The organism is Streptomyces pseudoechinosporeus, from assembly GCF_054783935.1.
Map to the genome: position 1 here is coordinate 418,172 of NZ_BAAGPS010000012.1, position 18,372 is coordinate 436,543.

17 protein-coding genes and 1 pseudogene are annotated in these 18,372 nt (G+C 70.4%); 5 read left to right on the forward strand and 13 right to left on the reverse strand.

Going from position 1 to position 18,372, the window contains the following annotated elements; translation table 11 throughout:
* Position 1: 1 nt before the first annotated feature.
* Complete coding sequence (locus ACYVO6_RS19510) at positions 2-1,204, reverse strand: geranylgeranyl reductase family protein (protein WP_461062694.1); 1,203 nt, start codon at positions 1,202-1,204, stop codon at positions 2-4.
* A 201-nt stretch (positions 1,205-1,405) separates the two neighbouring features.
* Between ACYVO6_RS19510 and ACYVO6_RS19515 the strand changes: the two genes are divergently transcribed.
* Complete coding sequence (locus tag ACYVO6_RS19515) at positions 1,406-2,761, forward strand: M20/M25/M40 family metallo-hydrolase (protein ID WP_461062696.1); 1,356 nt, start codon at positions 1,406-1,408, stop codon at positions 2,759-2,761.
* Positions 2,762-2,804: 43 nt separating this feature from the next.
* On the opposite strand, the gene ACYVO6_RS19520 is transcribed toward ACYVO6_RS19515, so the two are convergent.
* The 3 genes from ACYVO6_RS19520 to ACYVO6_RS19530 all read right to left on the reverse strand — a co-directional run bounded on the left by ACYVO6_RS19520 (position 2,805) and on the right by ACYVO6_RS19530 (position 5,288).
* Positions 2,805-3,845 (reverse strand): NUDIX hydrolase, encoded by a 1,041-nt coding sequence (locus ACYVO6_RS19520; RefSeq protein ID WP_461062698.1) that lies wholly within the window; start codon positions 3,843-3,845, stop codon positions 2,805-2,807.
* A gap of 246 nt (positions 3,846-4,091) precedes the next feature.
* Positions 4,092-4,292, reverse strand: coding sequence for a hypothetical protein (locus ACYVO6_RS19525; protein ID WP_461062700.1), 201 nt, complete (start codon positions 4,290-4,292; stop codon positions 4,092-4,094).
* A 36-nt stretch (positions 4,293-4,328) separates the two neighbouring features.
* Positions 4,329-5,288, reverse strand: a complete 960-nt coding sequence (locus ACYVO6_RS19530) for an ROK family protein (protein ID WP_461062702.1) — start codon at positions 5,286-5,288, stop codon at positions 4,329-4,331.
* A gap of 272 nt (positions 5,289-5,560) precedes the next feature.
* Here ACYVO6_RS19530 and ACYVO6_RS19535 point away from each other — a divergent pair, with 272 nt between their 5' ends.
* Positions 5,561-6,625 (forward strand): LacI family DNA-binding transcriptional regulator, encoded by a 1,065-nt coding sequence (locus ACYVO6_RS19535; protein ID WP_461062704.1) that lies wholly within the window; start codon positions 5,561-5,563, stop codon positions 6,623-6,625.
* Between the two features lie 3 nt (positions 6,626-6,628).
* Positions 6,629-7,432, forward strand: coding sequence for a hypothetical protein (locus tag ACYVO6_RS19540; protein ID WP_461062706.1), 804 nt, complete (start codon positions 6,629-6,631; stop codon positions 7,430-7,432).
* Here the strand turns inward: ACYVO6_RS19540 and ACYVO6_RS19545 are convergent.
* Entirely contained in the window at positions 7,378-9,081 is a 1,704-nt protein-coding gene (locus ACYVO6_RS19545) for a serine/threonine-protein kinase (RefSeq protein WP_461062708.1), read from the reverse strand. The two genes, ACYVO6_RS19540 and ACYVO6_RS19545, sit on opposite strands and share 55 nt — an antisense overlap.
* Before the next feature lie 119 nt (positions 9,082-9,200).
* Positions 9,201-10,505 (reverse strand): DUF6986 family protein, encoded by a 1,305-nt coding sequence (locus ACYVO6_RS19550; RefSeq protein WP_461062710.1) that lies wholly within the window; start codon positions 10,503-10,505, stop codon positions 9,201-9,203.
* A gap of 211 nt (positions 10,506-10,716) precedes the next feature.
* On the opposite strand from ACYVO6_RS19550, the gene ACYVO6_RS19555 reads away from it, so the two are divergent.
* Positions 10,717-11,625 carry an endonuclease/exonuclease/phosphatase family protein gene (locus ACYVO6_RS19555; RefSeq protein WP_461062712.1) on the forward strand — a complete coding sequence of 303 codons (909 nt, stop codon included), beginning with the start codon at positions 10,717-10,719 and terminating at the stop codon, positions 11,623-11,625.
* 81 nt (positions 11,626-11,706) lie between these two features.
* Here ACYVO6_RS19555 and ACYVO6_RS19560 read toward each other — a convergent pair whose 3' ends face one another.
* From ACYVO6_RS19560 to ACYVO6_RS19575, 4 genes and pseudogenes are all read right to left on the reverse strand, one after another.
* Positions 11,707-12,669 (reverse strand): electron transfer flavoprotein subunit alpha/FixB family protein, encoded by a 963-nt coding sequence (locus ACYVO6_RS19560; RefSeq protein WP_461062714.1) that lies wholly within the window; start codon positions 12,667-12,669, stop codon positions 11,707-11,709.
* A 90-nt stretch (positions 12,670-12,759) separates the two neighbouring features.
* Complete coding sequence (locus ACYVO6_RS19565) at positions 12,760-13,545, reverse strand: electron transfer flavoprotein subunit beta/FixA family protein (protein ID WP_461062716.1); 786 nt, start codon at positions 13,543-13,545, stop codon at positions 12,760-12,762.
* 216 nt (positions 13,546-13,761) lie between these two features.
* The gene (locus ACYVO6_RS19570; RefSeq protein WP_461062718.1) at positions 13,762-14,271 is read right to left on the reverse strand and encodes a flavin reductase family protein; all 510 of its coding nucleotides are present in this window, start codon (positions 14,269-14,271) and stop codon (positions 13,762-13,764) included.
* A 219-nt stretch (positions 14,272-14,490) separates the two neighbouring features.
* Positions 14,491-14,888 (reverse strand): annotated as a pseudogene (locus ACYVO6_RS19575) (TlpA family protein disulfide reductase).
* A gap of 213 nt (positions 14,889-15,101) precedes the next feature.
* On the opposite strand from ACYVO6_RS19575, the gene ACYVO6_RS19580 reads away from it, so the two are divergent.
* Positions 15,102-15,830, forward strand: coding sequence for a lysophospholipid acyltransferase family protein (locus ACYVO6_RS19580; RefSeq protein ID WP_461062720.1), 729 nt, complete (start codon positions 15,102-15,104; stop codon positions 15,828-15,830).
* 27 nt (positions 15,831-15,857) lie between these two features.
* Here ACYVO6_RS19580 and ACYVO6_RS19585 read toward each other — a convergent pair whose 3' ends face one another.
* The 3 genes from ACYVO6_RS19585 to ACYVO6_RS19595 form a co-directional block, all read right to left on the reverse strand.
* Positions 15,858-16,451, reverse strand: a complete 594-nt coding sequence (locus ACYVO6_RS19585) for a transglutaminase domain-containing protein (RefSeq protein ID WP_461062722.1) — start codon at positions 16,449-16,451, stop codon at positions 15,858-15,860.
* 74 nt (positions 16,452-16,525) lie between these two features.
* Entirely contained in the window at positions 16,526-17,596 is a 1,071-nt protein-coding gene (locus ACYVO6_RS19590) for a threonine aldolase family protein (RefSeq protein WP_461062724.1), read from the reverse strand.
* A complete protein-coding gene (locus tag ACYVO6_RS19595; RefSeq protein WP_461062726.1) occupies positions 17,593-18,339 on the reverse strand; it encodes an SDR family NAD(P)-dependent oxidoreductase in 747 nt (248 codons plus the stop codon). The genes ACYVO6_RS19590 and ACYVO6_RS19595 overlap by 4 nt, the downstream gene beginning before the upstream one ends.
* Positions 18,340-18,372: the final 33 nt, after the last annotated feature.

Below are 18,372 nucleotides of genomic sequence, written 5' to 3' on the forward strand. Positions count from 1 at the left end.
GTCAGCGGTCGAGCGCGGTCAGGGCGCGCCCGGCCAGGGGATGCGTACGGACGATCTCGCCCAGGGAGGTCGCCCCGCGGGTGATCCCCGTGAACGCCTTCCAGGCGGGCCGGAAGCCGGTGAGCGCCGCGTGGAACATACCGGGCCGGCGTGCGAAGACCAGGAACAGGCGCTTGCCCACGCTCATCTCGACGCCCAGGCCCGCCTTGATGGCGAAGGCGTAGTTCAGGGCCTGGCGCCGGGTGTCCACGGCGTCGTGCGCCTCGGCGATCCGTACCGCCCACTCCCCCGCGAGCCGCCCCGACCGCAGCGCGAACGAGATGCCCTCGCGGGTCCACGGCTCGAGCAGCCCCGCCGCGTCCCCGCACACCAGCACCCGCCCACGCGAGAGCGGCGAGTCGTCGGCACGGCAGCGCGTCAGATGCCCCGACGAGATGCTCGGTTCGAAGCCGGCGAGCCCGAGCCGGGCGATGAAGTCCTCCAAGTACCGCTTGGTGGCGGCTCCTTCACCGCGCGCCGAGATCACACCGACGGTGAGGGTGTCGCCCTTGGGGAAGACCCACCCGTAACTGCCGGGCATGGGGCCCCAGTCGATGAGGACGCGCCCCTTCCAGTCCTCGGCGACGGTCTCCGGAACGGGGATCTCCGCCTCCAGGCCGAGGTCGACCTGGTCGAGCTTCACCCCGACGTGCGCTCCTATCCGGCTGGCGCTGCCGTCCGCGCCGACCACGGCCCGCGCCAACACGGTCTCGCCGTCCTGCAGTACGACGGCCACGGTGCGCCGGTCCGGTACGGCCGAGCCGTGCTGTTCCACGCGCACGACCGTGACGCCGGTGCGCAGTTCGGCACCCGCCTTCTGTGCGTGCTCGACGAGCCGCTGGTCGAACTCGGGCCGGTTGATGAGCCCGAAAAGCATCTGCTTGGAGCGCCGGGTACGCGTGAACCTGCCGTCGAGCGAGAACGTGACCGCGTGCACCCGGTCCCGCAGCGGGAGCTCGAAGCCGGGCGGCAGAGCGTCGCGCGAGGGGCCGATGATGCCGCCGCCGCACGTCTTGTAGCGGGGCAGCTCCGCTTTCTCCAGCACCAGGACGCGACGCCCCGCGACCGCTGCCGCATAGGCCGCCGAGGCACCCGCGGGCCCCGCACCGACCACGACGACGTCCCATACCCGCTGTGCGTCGCCCGAAGAGTTCTCGCTGCTCACGATGGTCTGCTGCTCCGATCCAGCCGCCTGCCGCTCCTGCCTCCCGCATCCTACGGTGGGCCCAGGGGGTGTCGTTTGGATCACCCCCTGGCCGAAGACCACTGTGGGAGTATCGGCAGCGTATGCACGCCGCGCACCCGTACGCGCGTGCATCCCACACGTACCCATCCGTACAACGTCGCACCTACGAGGAGCGTGCCCATGTCGTCGAACCCGGTCGCCGAGACCGTCGCCTCGTTGATGCCCAGGGCGAAGGCGGAGCTCACCGAGCTGGTGGCCTTCAAGTCGGTGGCGGACTTCGGCCAGTTCCCCCGCAGCGAGAGCGAGGGCGCCGCGAACTGGGTGGCCGAGGCGCTGCGCACCGAGGGCTTCCAGGACGTGGCGCTGCTGGACACCCCGGACGGCACGCAGTCGGTGTACGGCTTCCTGCCCGGCCCCGAGGGCGCGAAGACGGTGCTGCTGTATGCGCACTACGACGTACAGCCGCCGCTCGACGAAACGGCATGGGTGACACCGCCGTTCGCGCTGACGGAGCGCGACGGCCGCTGGTACGGGCGGGGCGCCGCCGACTGCAAGGGCGGCGTCATCATGCACCTCCTCGCGCTGCACGCGCTCAAGGCGAACGGCGGCGTCCCGGTCAACGTCAAGGTGATCGCGGAGGGTTCGGAGGAGCAGGGCACAGGCGGTCTGGAGCGGTACGCCGAGGACCACCCGGAGCTCCTCACCGCCGACACGATCGTCATCGGTGACGCCGGCAACTTCCGGGTCGGTGTACCGACGGTCACCACGGCGCTGCGCGGCATGACCCTCGTACGCGTCCGGATCGACACCCTCGGCGGCAACCTGCACTCGGGGCAGTTCGGCGGTGCGGCGCCCGACGCGCTGGCCGCGTTGATCCGGGTACTGGACTCGCTGCGCGCCGAGGACGGTTCGACGACGGTCGACGGGCTGACTGGCGAAGCGCGCTGGGACGGACTGCAGTACGAGGAGGGCCAGTTCCGCGAGGACGCCAAGGTGCTCGACGGTGTGGAGCTGATCGGCTCCGGCACGGTCGCCGACCGTATCTGGGCGCGTCCTGCCGTGACCGTGCTCGGCATCGACTGTCCGCCGGTGGTCGGCGCCACCCCGTCCGTACAGGCGGGCGCCCGCGCCCTGGTCAGCCTGCGCGTGCCGCCGGGCGTGGACGCGGCCGAGGCGACCAAGCTGCTCCAGGCCCACCTCGAGGCGCACACGCCGTGGGGCGCGCGGGTGAGCACCGAACAGATCGGCCAGGGCCAGGCGTTCCGCGCCGACACCTCCAGCCCGGCGTACGCCGCGATGGCCGAGGCGATGCGCGTCGCGTACGACGGGGAGGAGATGCAGTACGCCGGGCAGGGTGGCTCCATCCCGCTGTGCAACACCCTCGCGTCCCTCTACCCGAGCGCGGAGATCCTCCTGATCGGCCTGAGCGAGCCGGAGGCGCAGATCCACGCGGTGAACGAGAGCGTGTCTCCTGAGGAGTTGGAACGCCTGTCGGTCGCCGAGGCGCTGTTCCTGCGCAACTACGCGGTGGGCTGAGCGAGTTCGGGCAGCCCCCGACGGACGGGTGAGGCCGGGGCGCCTATCCCACGGGTACGCCGGCCTCCAGATACAGCGCCGCTCCCCGCTCCCGCGCCCGCAGTGCCCAGCGCAGCCGCTCGTAGCGGACCGGTGGCAGCAGGGTGGCGGCCTCCTCTTCGCTGGCGAAGCACCAGTCGCGCAGTTCGGGGCCCGGCAGCAGCATCCGCCGGGCCTCGGCGCCGTCGAGTTGTCCGCCGTCGAAGAGGAGGCGCAGTCCGCCGTAGCCGGGGGGCGCGGGCGGTTCCCAGTCGACGACCAACAGGCTTGGTACATCGTCGAGTTGGATGCCGGTCTCCTCGGCGACCTCGCGCATGCCCGCGCGCGCGGGTGCCTCGCCGCGTTCGACGACACCGCCGGGGAACTCCCAGCCGGCCTTGTATGTGGGGTCGACGAGGAGTACACGGTTCTGCTCGTCGAAGAGGAGCACCCCGGCGGCAACGGTCTCCGCGGTGGGCTCCGGAGTCTGCACGATGTCACAGACGGGGACGGCACCGGTGCGCACTGCGTCGGCGATGCGCTCCGCGGACTCGTACGGGGTGAGCGCGCCGGTGTCCACGAGGTGGGCGTCGGCGGTGAGCCAGCCGGCGAGGGCGGCGCGGTAGGGCTCGATGTGGTCGTACGACCACTGGCGCACCCGTATCTCCCCGTCGGGCAGGTCGGGTGGCACCTCGCGGCCGGCTATTCGTTCCCGCAGGATCGTTTCCGCCGGGGCGAGGAGCACATGCCGTACCGGAATCCTTCGGGAGGCGAGCCCGCCGAAGATCTCGTCGCGGTAGTCCTGGCGGAGCAGGGTCATGGGGATCACCAAGACGCCGCCGAGTTCGGCGAGCAGCGCGGCCGCGGTGTCGACCACGAGCCGGCGCCAGATGGGCAGGTCCTGATAGTCACCGACCTCGGCGAGGTGCTTGGGCGGCAGCAGATGCGTCAGCTCGGCTCCGATGAGCTCGGGGTCGAAGAGTGTGCTGTTCGGGATCAGGTCGATCAGTTCCCGTGCGGTGGTGGTCTTCCCCGCACCGAACGCACCGTTGATCCAGACGATCACGGTTCCCCCTCTTCTGTTGGCCCCCTGAGGCTTGCCCCCTCCACCCTGCCACGGAAACCAGGTCCTGATTAGGCCGCCTTCCGCCGCCCTGGAGACAGCGGCCGGACACAGGGCCGGGCACAAGATTGGACACAGAGTCGGACACATGCGGAAGCCCGGCCGTGGGCGGGCCGGGCTTCTTGTCGGGACGTCGAGACGTGGGTATATCGAGATGTCGAGATACAGCCCCGCGGGGCCGGAGTTCGGTCAGCCCTTCCGCTGCGTGTTCTCGACCACGGGATTGACGGCCGCCTTGCCATCGCTGACCGTCTTGTCCAGCGTGCCGAGCGTGTCCTGTACGTCGGGCTTGCCGAAGGCGTCGCCTTCGAGTGAGTGGGACGGGGTGACCGCCGCCACCACGAATCCGGCGGCGAGGGACGCGACGGCGAGCATGCTTCGCTTCTTCATGCCCGACTCAACTGCAAAACCCGGCATGAGTCACGGTCAGCCCCCCACCCCCGCCGCCGTCGCGCTCGGCTGCTGGCTGAGCGCTGCCGCCGCCGCGCCGACCAGCCCCGCGTCCGTCCCCATCTGGGCGGGCGCCACAGTGAGGCGCTGGACGAACGACAGCGTCGCGTAGTCGCGCAGGGCGGCACGCAGGGGCGTGAACAGGAGGTCGCCGGCCTTGCCCACTCCCCCGCCGATCACCGCGATGTCGATCTCCACCAGGGTCGCGGTCGCCGCGATGCCCGCGGCCAGGGCCTGGGCGGCGCGCTCGAAGGACGCCAGAGCGACGGAGTCGCCCGCGCGGGCGGCGGCGGCCACCGCGGCGGCCGAAGCGTCGCCGTCGGGGCCGGGCTGCCAGCCGCCCTCGATGGCGCGGCGCGCGATATTCGGACCGCTCGCGATGCGCTCGACGCAGCCGCGAGACCCGCACGGGCAGAGGTCGCCGTCGAGGTCCACGCTGATGTGACCGATGTGGCCGGCGTTGCCCGTGGGTCCGGGATGCAGTCGGCCGCCCAGGACCAGGCCGCCGCCGACGCCCGTGGAGACGACCATGCACAGCGCGTTGTCGTGCCCGCGGGCCGCACCCTGCCAGTGCTCGGCCGCCGTGATCGCCACGCCGTCGCCGATCAGCTCCACGGGCAGCCCTTCGGTGGCGGCGCGGACCCGCTCGACCAGCGGGTAGTCGCGCCAGCCCGGGATGTTCACGGGGCTCACCGTGCCCGTAGAGGCATCCACCGGGCCCGCGCTGCCGATACCGAGGGCCGTGGCGCGGCTCCACAGCGGCGAACCGGTCAGCTCGCCGAGCACGGCCTCGACGGCCCGCATGATGGTGTCGCCGTCCTCCTGCGCGGGCGTCGCGCGCTGCGTACGCAGGAGGATCCGGCCATGGCCGTCCACCAGCGCCCCGGCGATCTTGGTGCCGCCGATGTCGAGCGCGGCCACGAGGTCGGTGTGCATCTGTGTCTGAATCTCCCGGTGCGGTGTCTTCCCCAGGGGCGGCCCCCGAGGTCTTACCAGGGATGCCCCCGGACCCCCGGCCGGACGCACAGGCAGCACGACTTGCCTCGAAGTCAGGCAGCACGACTGGTCCCAGAGCGGGGCAGGCCGGAGAATACGAGGGATAGTGTCCCCCGCATCTGACAACGTTGTCCAGGCTCTATGCTCGACGCCACATCCCCATTGAGCACGTACTGAGCACGTCACGTACAAAGCAGGAACGACGTGTCGCCGTGGACTACAGGACAGGACAACGCATCGTGGCCGAGACCGCCCGCCGAACCGACAACCGCTACGGCAACCGTCCGACCATGAAAGACGTCGCGGCGCGTGCCGGAGTCGGTCTCAAGACGGTGTCGCGCGTAGTCAACGGTGAGCCGGGGGTCACCCCGGACACCGAGCGCCGGGTGCAGGAGGCGATCGACGCGCTGGGCTTTCGCCGCAATGACAGCGCGCGGGTGCTGCGCAAGGGGCGCACCGCGAGCATCGGCCTGGTCCTGGAGGATCTCTCCGACCCCTTCTACGGCCCGCTCAGCCGCGCGGTCGAGGAAGTGGCCCGCGCGCACGGCGCCCTGCTGATCAACGGCTCCAGCGCCGAGGACCCGGACCGCGAGCAGGAGCTGGTACTGGCGCTGTGCGCGCGCCGCGTGGACGGGCTCGTCGTCATCCCGGCCGGTGACGACCACCGCTATCTGGAACCGGAGATAAAGGCGGGCGTCGCCACGGTCTTCGTGGACCGCCCGGCCGGTCAGATCGACGCGGACGTCGTCCTGTCCGACAACTTCGGCGGTGCGCGCGACGGCGTCGCCCATCTCATCGCCCACGGGCATCGCCGTATCGGCTTCATCGGCGACATGCCCCGCATCCACACCGCCGCCGAGCGGCTGCGCGGCTATCGCACCGCCATGGAGGCCGCGGGCGTCCCGGTCGAGGAGGCCTGGACGTCCCTGGGCGTCACCGATCCGCAGCGGGTCCGCCGGGCCGCCGAGGCCATGCTGTCGGGGCCCTCGCCCGTCACCGCGATCTTCACGGGCAACAACCGCGTGACGGTCACCGTCGTACGCGTCCTCGCCGAACGCTCCCGGCCCGTCGCCCTCGTCGGTTTCGACGACATCGAACTCGCCGATCTCCTCCAGCCCGGCGTCACCGTCGTCGCCCAGGACTCCGCCCAGCTCGGCCGCACCGCGGCCGACCGTCTTTTCCGCCAGCTCGACGGCACGCTCGCCCTCCCGGAGCGCATCGAACTCCCCACCAGGCTGATCACCCGCGGCTCCGGCGAGCTGCCGCCGGTGAGCTGACTCATGACGCACCCGGATCACCGCACCCTCGCGGCACTCGGCCTCGCCGAAGCCCCGCGCGACCACCCCTTGACCTATCCGGGCGCCTGGCCCGAGGAGTCCGGACTCCTGGACGGCGACCGGCTGTTGCCGCTGACCCGCCTCACCTTCGAGGATCGCGTCCCGGTCCTGGCGATCGGCTCCAACGCCTGCCCCGCCCAACTCCGGCACAAGATGCGGGAGTACGGAGTCACCGCCCCCATCCCCCTGGTGAAGGCGAAGGTCACGGGCATCGAGATCGGCGTCTCCGCGCATATCACCGGGCTCGGTTACGTGTCCGCCTCCCCCTTCCGCGCTCCCGGACTCACCCGGAAGCTGTTCCTCACCTGGCTGAACCCGGCGCAGCTCGACGCGATCGACAGGAGCGAGGGAGTCACCGCGCCGTCCGGTGCGTACGACCGTGTCCTGCTGCCCGCTCGCGACGTTCCGGTCGAGCTGGAGTCGGGCGAGCTGCTCGACGGCGCCCATCTCTACGTCAACCGCCGCGGCGTCCTCCACAACGGTTCCGGTACCCCGCGCAGGCATCCCGGCGAGCATGCGCTGCTCACCGAACTCCTCGCCGAGTCACCGCGGTTGAGGGAGCTGTTCGGCTCCACACCCGAGGAGTTCTGCACCCGGGCGCGCGGCGACCAGGCACTGTGCATGCGCGGCACCCGGCTGTTCGCCGAGGAGGGGTGGACGACGGCCTCCGGCCTGGAGAAGTACGTACGCGCTCAGCAGACCGGCAGTCCCGGCACCGGTGCGTCGTTGTCGCCACCCTTGATGTAGACGTCGCTGATGAAGACGTTCGTGTTGCCGTTGTCGTCGTCCGTCTTCGCCCACCAGATGTTCGTCCACTCGCCGTAGGTCTCGCGGCGGCCCAGATTCTGCTGGCAGTAGAAGTAGTTGGTGCCCGCCTTGAGGGTGCCGACCTCGGCTCCGTCCGCGGTGTAGGACGCGGCGGCGCGCCAGACCTCGCAGTTGTACTTGCCGCCGCCGATGGGATTGCAGACGGGAGCGGGGCTGGAGCCGCCTCCGCCGCCGCTCGTGCCGCCTGAGTTGCCGCCGCTTGTGGCACCGCCGCCGTCGGTGGGGCCCGGCGAGGGGGCGGGGCCCTTCGTCGTCGACTCGGCGGCCTCCGGGCGCTCCGACTTCCCGGGCGCGGGCGTGGGCGAGGACTGCTTGTCGCCCTGCTGGGTGGGGTCGGACTCGGGTTCGTCCGACGTGTCCACCGTGCCACGACTGGGGCCCGCCGAGGACGGGGATTCGCCGGCTTCCCGGGAGGCCGAAGGCTGCCCGCTCGTCTTGGAGTCGTCGGAGTCGGTCAACAGGGCCACGGAGACGCCGGTCGCGGCCAGGACGACGGTGACAGCAGCGGCGGCGAGAAGGACTCGGGCCTTACGACGCCGGGGGCCGCCGTCGGAGGCGGTCGCCCGGTCCTCGGGCTGCGGCGCTCCGAGGCCCGGTCCGGCCGAGCCCGGAGCCCCGAAACCGGGCGGTACCGCCGCGACGCTCCGCTCGGTGGCCTCGCGTTGCTTCGGTGTGGATCCGCGCAGGTTGGTGGTCGCGGCGTCCTGGCCGGCCGCCTGCGCCACCTCTTCCAGCAGCTCGCGCGCCCGGTCGGCGTCCGGCCGGTCCTGCGGCTGCTTCTGCATCAGTTCCTGCAGTACGGGGCTCAGCGAACCGGAGGCCCGTGGCTCCGGCAGCGGGTCGGCCACGATCGCGGTGAGCGTGGACCATGTCGACGTACGGCGGAACGGTGAGGTGCCCTCGACGGCCGCGTACAGCGTGGCGCCCAGGGCCCATACGTCGGAGGCGGGCCCGGGGTCGTGGCCCTGGGCGCGCTCGGGCGCCAAGTAGTCCAGGGAGCCGACCAGTTCACCGCTGCGGGTGAGATGCGTGGTGGACCCGTCACCCGGATCCTCCATCGTCGCGATGCCGAAGTCGGTGAGGACCACGCGGCCGGAGCGGTCGAGCAGGATGTTGCCGGGCTTCACATCGCGGTGCAGGACTCCGGCGCGGTGGGCCGCGGCCAGCGCGTCCATGACCTTCGCGCCGATCTCGGCGGCCTCGCGCGGTTCGCGGGGGCCCTGTTCACGTAGGACGTCGTCCAGGGAGGGTCCGTCGACCAGCTCCATGACGATCAGCGGACGCCCGTCGACCTCAGCCACGTCGTGCACGGCGATGACTCCGGGGTGGCGCACGCGGGCCGCCGCGCGCGCCTCGCGCTGCATCCTGCGCCCCAGGTCGGCCAGTTCGGGCGCGGCGGCGTCGGTGTACGTCCGTAGTTCCTTGACCGCGACCTCACGGCCCAGGACCTCGTCAAGGGCCCGCCAGACGACGCCCATACCGCCGCGTCCGAGCTGGGCCACGACCCGATAGCGCCCGGCGAGCAGCCGGCCGATCCCGTCCGTGTGTTCGTTCTCCCCCGAAGACACCGCTGCCCCGTTCCTGTGACACACCCATCAACTCCCGTACAGCCTAGGGGCCAGGGGTGACAGCGCGCGCCAGTGGCAACTCCTGTGACAGGCCCGCTACTTGACGAGGACGTTCTCGGTCACTTGGCGGAAACCGTCAGATCGCCCCGCCTGGGCGCCGCGTAACTCTCCAGGTCCGCGCGGGTCAGACCCGTCACACGCGCCACCTCCGCGATGTCGAGGGCCCCGCAGTCCAGGCCCCGCAGCAGGTAGCCGCTGAGCGCCTTGGCGGTCGCGGGCTCGTCCATCACATCGCCGCCCGCGCGGTTGACGTACCGGGCGAGGCGCGCCGCGGCCTGCTCGAAGCCCTCGCGGTAGAACGCGAACACGGCCGCGTACCGGGTCGGGATGTGGCCCGGGTGCATGTCCCAGCCCTGGTAGTAGGCGCGGGCCAGAGCACGGCGGGTGAGGCCGTAGTGCAGTCGCCAGGCGTCGTGGACCTTCGAAGTCGGGCCGACGGGAAGGACGTTGGTGGAGCCGTCCGAGACCCGTACGCCGGTGCCCGCCGCCGCGACCTGCATGATCGCCTTCGCATGGTCGGCTGCCGGGTGGTCGCTGGCCTGATGGGCGGCGCTGACGCCGAGGCAGGCGCTGTAGTCGAAGGTGCCGTAGTGCAGCCCGGTGGCGCGGCCCTCGGCGGCCTGGATCATCCGCGCGACGGTTGCGGTGCCGTCGGTGGCGAGGATGGCCTGGCTGGTCTCGATCTGGATCTCGAAGCCGATGCGCCCGGGCTCCAGCCCGTGCGCCTTCTCGAAGGCCTCCAGCAGCCGCACCATCGCGGTGACCTGCTCGGCGTACGTCACTTTCGGCAGCGTCAGGACGAGCCCGTCGGGCAGTCCGCCCGCTGCCATCAGCCCGGTCAGGAAGATGTCGAGGGTCCGGATGCCCCGGTCGCGTACCGGCGCCTCCATGCACTTCATACGGATGCCCATGTACGGGGCTGCCGTGCCCTTCTCGTACGCCTCCGACACCAGCCGTGCCGCACAAGCGGCGGCCTCGTCCTCCTCGGCGTCGGGGCGCGGGCCGTAGCCGTCCTCGAAGTCGACGCGCAGGTCCTCGATGGGCTCGCGCTCCAGTTTGGCGCGTACGCGGGTGTGGACGGGCTCCGCGAGTTCGTCGGCGAGGCCGAGGACAGCGGCGAACGAGGCGGCGTCCGGGGCGTGTTCGTCGAGGGCGGCGAGGGCCTGGTCGCCCCAGGAGCGGATGGTGTCGGCGGCGAACACGTCCCCGGGTACGTAGACGGTGTGGACGGGCTGGCGGGTGCCGGGGTCTCCGGGGTAGCGGCGCTCCAGTTCGGCGTCGACCGGGACGAGGGAGGCGCTGATCTCCTCACTGACGGCGCCCGCGAGGCTCGTCGCCACCTTCTCCTGTGCGCCCTGGCCCATCCCGACACCCCTCTGATTTCCGCTGACCGGAATCAACAATCCGTAGAGCGAAGTTATCCGCGGACCTTCCCGCTGGTCAACACCCTCCTCCGCCCAGGTCCACCCGGGACTTCCTTCTGTGGTCATCGCGGGATCTCGACATGTTCACGCCCAACTCCGACACTGCGATGCGCACGACTCGCCCGGCATCCGCCACCGAAGGAGCCCTCCCGTGCCCATCAAGCACAGCCGAGTCACGCGTCGTCTGGGCCTGAAGACCGCCATCGCCGCCGCGGTCGCCCTGCCTCTGTCCAGTACAGCACCCCTCACCGCGACCGCCGCGGCGCCGGACAGATCCAGCCGCCGCCTGGAAGTCATGTCGTTCAACCTGCGGTACGCGAGCACCGCCGAACCCAACAGCTGGGCCGCCCGCCGCCCCGTGACCCGCGAACTGCTGCGCCGCGAAAGCCTCCACGTCATCGGCACCCAGGAGGGCCTCTACCAGCAGGTGCGCGACATCGAGGCCGACCTCGGCGGGCACTACGACTGGATCGGCACGGGCCGCGCAGGCGGCAGCCGCGACGAGTTCATGGCGATCTTCTACGACACCCGCCGGCTCGCCCCCGTGGAGTACGACCACTTCTGGCTCTCCGACACGCCCGACGTGATCGGCTCGAACACCTGGGGCGGCGGCTCCATCCGCATGGTGACCTGGGTGCGGTTCCGCGATCTGCGCGACGGGGAGCGGGAGTTCTACGTCCTCAACACCCACCTCGACAACGCGAGCCAGAACGCACGCGCGCGTGCCGCCCAGCTGATCGCCCAGCGCATCGCGGGCCTCGACCGGTCACTGCCGCTCGTCGTGACCGGCGACTTCAACGTCGCCGCGCACAAGAACCCCGTCTACGACACGATGCTGGGCGCCGGTCTCGTCGACACCTGGGACACGGCGGCCGAGCGGAGCAAGCTGTACGCGACCTTCCACGGTTACCGGCCGCTGATCCCGGACGGCGACCGTATCGACTGGGTCCTCACCACTCCCGGCGTGACCGCGCACCGGGCCTCGATCAACACCTTCTCCGCGAACGGCCAGTTCCCGAGCGACCATCTGCCCGTACAGGCGTCGCTGACTCTGGGATGAGTCCTGGCATGAGCCCGGGATGAGGCGAGGCCCCTGTGACCGTGCCGACGGTCACAGGGGCCTCGTAACGCTCAGAGACGCTCAGCCCTTGCGGGTGTTGATCTCCTCGGTGAGCTGCGGGACGACCTCGAAGAGGTCGCCGACCACGCCGTAGTCGACCAGGTCGAAGATCGGGGCCTCGGCGTCCTTGTTGATCGCCACGATGGTCTTCGAGGTCTGCATGCCGGCCCGGTGCTGGATCGCGCCGGAGATGCCGGAGGCGATGTACAGCTGCGGGGAGACGGACTTGCCGGTCTGGCCGACCTGGTTGGAGTGCGGGTACCAGCCCGCGTCCACCGCGGCGCGCGAGGCGCCGACGGCCGCGCCGAGGGAGTCGGCGAGCGCCTCGATGATCGCGAAGTTCTCCGCGCCGTTGACGCCACGGCCGCCGGACACCACGATCGCGGCCTCGGTCAGCTCCGGGCGGCCGGTCGACTCACGCGGCGTACGGGACGTGATCTTGGTGCCGGTCGCCTTGTCCGAGAAGGTGACGGACAGGGCCTCGACCGCGCCCGCGGCCGGAGCGGGCTCCACGGCCGCGCTGTTCGGCTTGACCGTGATGACCGGAGTGCCCTTGGAGATGCGGGACTTGGTGGAGAACGCGGCGGCGAACACCGACTGCGTGGCCACCGGGCCCTCGTCGCCGCCCTCGAGATCGACGGCGTCGGTGATGATGCCCGAGCCGATGCGGACCGCGAGACGCGCGGCGATCTCCTTGCCCTCGGCCGAGGAGGGAACGAGGACGGCGGCCGGGGAGACCTGCTCGTACGCGGCCTGGAGGGCGTCCACCTTCGGTACGACCAGGTAGTCGGCGAACTCGGGGGCGTCGGCGGTCAGGACGCGGGTCGCGCCGTGCTCGGCGAGTGCGGCGGCGGTGTCGGCGGCGCCCGCGCCGAGGGCGACGGCGACCGGCTCGCCGATGCGGCGGGCCAGCGTCAGCAGCTCCAGGGTGGGCTTGCGGACGGCGCCGTCCACGTGGTCGACGTAGACGAGGACTTCAGCCATGGGACTTCTTCTCTCCTGCTTGCGAAAGATGAGGGGCGGTAAGCGGGTTGGGCTCAGATGCTGTGTCTGCCCGGGGGTAACCCCCAGCCGCTAAATGAACTTCTGGCCCGCGAGGAACTCAGCGAGCTGCTTGCCGCCCTCGCCCTCGTCCTTGACGATCGTGCCGGCCGTGCGCGCCGGGCGCTCCGTGGCGGAGTCGACGACCGTGTAGGCGCCCTCCAGACCGACCTCCTCGGCCTCGATGTCGAGGTCGGACAGGTCCCAGGAGGTCACCGGCTTCTTCTTGGCGGCCATGATGCCCTTGAAGGACGGGTAGCGCGCCTCGCCCGACTGGTCGGTGACCGACACGACCGCCGGAAGGGAGGCCTCCAGCTGCTCGGAGGCGGAGTCGCCGTCACGGCGGCCGGTGACCGTGCCGTCCTCGACGGAGACCTCGGAGAGCAGGGTGACCTGCGGGACGCCCAGGCGCTCGGCCAGCAGCGCGGGGACGACGCCCATGGTGCCGTCGGTGGACGCCATGCCGGAGATCACCAGGTCGTAGCCGGCCTTCTCGATCGCCTTGGCCAGCACCAGCGAGGTGCCGATGGCGTCGGTGCCGTGCAGGTCGTCGTCCTCGACGTGGATGGCCTTGTCGGCGCCCATGGACAGGGCCTTGCGGAGCGCGTCCTTGGCGTCCTCCGGGCCGACGGTCAGCACCGTGATCTCGGCGTCGTCGGCGTCCTCGGCGATCTGCAGTGCCTGCTCGACCGCGTACTCGTCGAGCTCCGAGAGCAGGCCGTCCACGTCGTCCCGGTCGACGGTCAGGTCATCGGCGAAGTGCCGGTCGCCAGTGGCGTCGGGCACGTACTTCACAGTGACAACGATCCTCAAGCTCACGCCGGCTCTCCTACTGCAATCGTCATTTCCGAGCTGCCTTGTTTCAGGCAGCATAGGCGCCTCAAGCGGCCCGTCCCGGTTGGGGCGGCCTGCGCTCCGAACCAAATATTACTCGCCAGTACACCCAGTTCTTGCCCGCTAAGCAAGCGCTTTGAACTGTGACCTTTGCAACGCAGCGTAATCGGAACCCGACGCTCATGCACAGGCCGGGGCCTCTCAGTCGCGCAGACCATGGAAGCGCCCCTGGTGGTAGAGCAGCGGGCGCCCGGCGCCGGCTGGATCCCCGAGGACGACCTCGGCGAGCACGACGCGATGGTCCCCCGCGGGTACGCGCGCGACGATCCGGCACACGAGCCAGGCCAGGACGTCGTCGAGTACGGGCACACCCTCCGGACCCTCGCGCCAGCCGGTGGGCGCGCCGAAGCGGTCGGCGCCGCTGCGGGCGAAGGTGGCGGCCAGCTCCCGCTGGTGCTCGCCGAGTATGTGGACGCCGACGTGCTCCGTCTCGGAGATCACCGGCCAGCTCGAGGCGCGCGTGCCGATGCCGAAGGAGATCATCGGCGGCTCGGTGGAGACGGAGGTGAGCGAGGTGGCGGTGAAGCCGACCGGGCTGCCGCCGCGCTGGGCGGTGATCACGGCGACTCCGGCCGCGTGCCGCCGGAAGACGGAGCGGAGCAGGTCGGGAGAGGCGAGTTGGGGGGTGCTGAGGCCGGGCAGGGCCGTCATGGAGTTGTCCTTCTGCGGGAGGCGACGAGGTCCTGGACTGCTCAACAGACCGGACAGCGCGCGCTCGCATTGCGGGCGAGGTCCACGTAGACGCGCTCGTAGAGAAGGAGTTCCGGGGGCACACGGCCAGGCTGACGATAGGTGGTGCGCACAGTCAAGCGCGTTCCGACATCTGGGAGATGCGTCACCGGCAGCGGCACGGGGCACATGCCCCTGCCGTCAGGACCTTCCAACAGCGTCGCCGAGCGCGGCAATCACGTCCGCCTTGCGCGGCTGCCCGGTTGCGCGGCGCACAACGGATCCGTTCGCGTCGAGCACAAGTACGGTGGGGGTCTTGAGGATGTCGAGTTCGCGTACGAGATTCAGGTGGTCCTCGGCGTCGATCTCGATGTGCGTCACGCCCGGGACCATTCCGGCCACTTCGGCAAGCACCCTGCGGGTCGCGCGGCAGGGCGCGCAGAAGACGCTGGAAAACTGGACCAATGTGGCCCGTTCACCGAGGTTCTCGCCCAACTCGGCCGTACCGAGCCGCCTTTCGCCGTCGCGCTCGCGCACGTTCACCTCCTGCTCCGCTGCCGATGCGGCACTTCGTAGTCGCTCGCCACCGCGAGCACCATGCTGCTTCAGCACATATGAGGATCCGAAGATTCCCGGTTCCATAGGAGCAAGGCCGTCCCCCGAAGTGACGAGAATCTCGCCGTTCGAAGGAACCAGGACTGGCTACTCGTCCGTTCTTCGGGCACGATCTGCGCAATGCCGTAAACCTACGGCTGCGTAACTTTCCCGCCGGGAGCCCCCTTCCCAGGCAGAGAGAAGGGTCCACTCCGTTCATGGCTGAGCTTGCCTACCGTCCCGCCATCGGTCTCGCCCGCACGCTGTTCAAGGCCTGGGACCTGAAGATCGACTGCAAGGGATCGGAGAACATCCCGCGCTCGGGCGGTGCGGTGCTGGTGAGCAATCACATCAGCTACCTCGACTTCATCTTCGACGGTCTCGCCGCCCTGCCGCAGAAGCGCCTGGTCCGTTTCATGGCGAAGGAGTCGGTGTTCCGGCACAAGATCTCCGGCCCGCTGATGCGCAACATGAAGCACATCCCCGTGGACCGCAAGAACGGTGAGGCTGCGTACGCGCACGCGCTGGACTCGCTGCGTTCCGGTGAAATCGTCGGGGTTTTCCCCGAGGCCACGATCTCCCAGTCGTTCACGCTGAAGAGCTTCAAGTCGGGCGCCGCGCGCATGGCCCAGGAAGCCGGCGTCCCGCTGATCCCGATGGCCCTGTGGGGTACGCAGCGACTGTGGACGAAGGGCCATCCGAAGAACTTCAAGCGCAGCCACATCCCGATCACCATCCGCGTGGGCGAGGCGATCGAGGCCTCCCGCGACAAGTACGCGGGCGCGATCACCCGCCAACTCCGCGAGCGAGTCCAGGAACTCCTGGAAGCAGCCCAGCGCGCCTACCCCGTACGCCCCAAGGACCCGAACGACACCTGGTGGATGCCGGCCCATCTCGGCGGCACGGCCCCGACACCCGAAGAAGTGAAGGCAGCCGAAGCGCGCTGACACAAGTCACCCCGGGGCGGGCACAGCTCAGAGTGCGGTGGGGAGCGCCTTCCACAGGTACTCACGGTCGGGGGCGGTTTTGAGGACGTGCAGCACGGCCGGGTGAGGTTGGGCATACAGACCCGGATAGTCCACCTCATGGGACTTCAGGTCGGCTGTCCAGGCCAGGCGTTCGCCCTCGAGCGAGAACTGCGCGTCGACACCCGGTTTGTTGCCGCGGCAGTCCTGGCGGTGCCATGCTCCGTTGAACCGCACGGCGACCAGACCGTGCACGCAGAGCGCGCTGCCGTCGTCGTGCATCAGCGACTGGTAACACAGCGCCGTGGGGATGTCCTCGGCCCGCAGCAGTGCGGCCAGCGCGTGAGCCTTGGCGTGACAGATGCCCGTGCGCTGCTCCAGGACATCCGAGGCACGCCAGGTGACGCGCATGTCGCCGCTGTCGGCCGAGTGCGGGATGGCGTCCCTGACGAATTCGTACGCCGCTCGCGCATAGGCATACGAGTCGGCGGCCGTCGAAGCGAGACGCGCCGCCGTCTCCCGTACGAGCGGATGATGATGGTCGATGACCTCGTCGGCGGCCAAGTAGGCAGACAAGTCAGGGTTTTCCTGGATCAACTCCATGCCGCAGAGCATAGGAACGCGACAGACCTAGAGTCAATGATTTTTCTTTCATTCGCATACTTATGCAGATTGCGCTAGCGCGCCATCTCCTCCTTGAGCGCCGCCACGAAGCCGTCCACGTCGTCCTCCGTCGTGTCGAAGGAGCACATCCAGCGGACGTCCCCTGCCGCCTCGTCCCAGAAGTAGAAGCGGTAGCGCTTCTGGAGGCGTTCGCTCACGTCGCGGGGCAGCCGGGCGAAGACCGCGTTGGCCTGCACCGGGTGGAGGATCTCGACGCCGTGCACCGCGCGCACGCCCTCGGCGAGGCGCTGGGCCATCTCATTGGAGTGGCGGGCGTTGCGCAGCCACAGGTCCTTGGCGAGCAGGGCCTCCAACTGCACGGAGACGAAGCGCATCTTGGAGGCGAGCTGCATCGACAGCTTGCGCAGGTGCTTCATGTGGCTGACGGCGTCCTGGTTGAGGACGACGACGGCCTCGCCGAACAGTGCGCCGTTCTTGGTGCCGCCGAAGGACAGGACGTCCACGCCGACCGCGTTGGTGAACGCCCGCATCGGCACGTTCAGCGAGGCGGCGGCGTTGGCGATCCGGGCGCCATCGAGGTGCACCTTCATGCCGCGGGCGTGGGCGTGCTCGCAGATCGCGCGGATCTCCTCGGGCGTGTAGACGGTGCCGAGTTCGGTGTTCTGGGTGATCGAGACGACCTGCGGCATCGCGCGGTGTTCGTCCTCCCAGCCGTACGCCTGCCGGTCGATCAGCTCGGGGGTGAGCTTGCCGTCGGGGGTGGGCACCGTCAGCAGCTTGAGGCCGCCCATGCGCTCGGGGGCGCCGCCCTCGTCGACGTTGATGTGCGCGCCCTCCGCGCAGATCACCGCGCCCCAGCGGTCCGTGAGCGCCTGGAGTGCCACGACGTTGGCGCCCGTCCCGTTGAAGACGGGGAACGCCTCGGCCGTCGCACCGAAGTGACTGCGCATCACCTGCTGGAGGTGGTCGGTGTACGCGTCCTCGCCGTACGAGATCTGGTGACCGCCGTTGGCCAGGGCCAGGGCGGCGAGCACCTCGGGATGGGCTCCCGCGTAGTTGTCGCTGGCGAAGCCACGGATCTCCGGGTCGTGATGACGCCGCGCGTCGGTCTTCGGAGGGTTCACGGCTTCTCGGTCAGCCACAGGCGCTTTCCGTTCACTTCGGTGGCGGGCCGCTCCCAGACATCGGCGATGACCTCGGCCAGGTCCTTGACGTCCGTGAAGCCCGCGAACTTCGCGTTGGGGCGCTCGGCGCGCATCGCGTCGTGCACCAACGCCTTCACGACCAGGATCGCAGCCGCCGACGTGGGCCCGGACTCGCCCCCGGCCTTGCGGAAGTAGTCGGCCAGGGCCAGCGTCCAGGCCTCGGCCGCGGCCTTCGCGGCGGCGTAGGCGGCGTTGCCCGCGGTGGGCTTGCTCGCCCCCGCGGCACTGATCAGGACGTAGCGGCCGCGATCGCTGCGCTGCAAAGCCTCGTGGAAGGCGAGGGAGGTGTGCGCCACGGTACGGATGAGCAGCATCTCGAGGAAGTCCCAGTCGTCGAGGCTCGTCCTGGTGAAGGTCTCGCTGCCGCGCCAGCCGCCGACGAGGTGGACCAGGCCGTCGACGCGGCCGAAGTCCTTCTCGATGCGGGTGGCCCACTCCTGGGCCGACTGCCGGTCGAGCAGGTCGACCGTGTCGCCGACGACGGTGGCGCCGCCGTGTGCGTAGCTCGCCGCGTCCACGGCCTCGGCCAGCCGCTCCGGATCGTTGTCCGAGCCGATGACGACAGCTCCCGCCTCGGCGAGCCGCAGCAACGCGGCCCGGCCGGCGGGACCACCCGCACCGGCCACCGCGATCACCGCGCCGTTGAGCGCCCCGTTCCCCATGGTCCTCGCCTCCTGAGCAGTGTTCGTAGCGAG

Excerpts from the sequence above, each read along its gene's own strand:
- ACYVO6_RS19515 (WP_461062696.1), top strand. The coding sequence starts at position 1,406 with ATGTCGTCGAACCCGGTCGCCGAGACCGTCGCCTCGTTGATGCCCAGG.
- ACYVO6_RS19525 (WP_461062700.1), bottom strand. The coding sequence starts at position 4,292 with ATGAAGAAGCGAAGCATGCTCGCCGTCGCGTCCCTCGCCGCCGGATTC.
- ACYVO6_RS19530 (WP_461062702.1), bottom strand. The coding sequence starts at position 5,288 with ATGCACACCGACCTCGTGGCCGCGCTCGACATCGGCGGCACCAAGATC.
- ACYVO6_RS19540 (WP_461062706.1), top strand. The coding sequence starts at position 6,629 with ATGACGCACCCGGATCACCGCACCCTCGCGGCACTCGGCCTCGCCGAA.
- ACYVO6_RS19550 (WP_461062710.1), bottom strand. The coding sequence starts at position 10,505 with ATGGGCCAGGGCGCACAGGAGAAGGTGGCGACGAGCCTCGCGGGCGCC.
- ACYVO6_RS19560 (WP_461062714.1), bottom strand. The coding sequence starts at position 12,669 with ATGGCTGAAGTCCTCGTCTACGTCGACCACGTGGACGGCGCCGTCCGC.
- ACYVO6_RS19570 (WP_461062718.1), bottom strand. The coding sequence starts at position 14,271 with ATGACGGCCCTGCCCGGCCTCAGCACCCCCCAACTCGCCTCTCCCGAC.
- ACYVO6_RS19580 (WP_461062720.1), top strand. The coding sequence starts at position 15,102 with ATGGCTGAGCTTGCCTACCGTCCCGCCATCGGTCTCGCCCGCACGCTG.
- ACYVO6_RS19585 (WP_461062722.1), bottom strand. The coding sequence starts at position 16,451 with ATGGAGTTGATCCAGGAAAACCCTGACTTGTCTGCCTACTTGGCCGCC.
- ACYVO6_RS19595 (WP_461062726.1), bottom strand. The coding sequence starts at position 18,339 with ATGGGGAACGGGGCGCTCAACGGCGCGGTGATCGCGGTGGCCGGTGCG.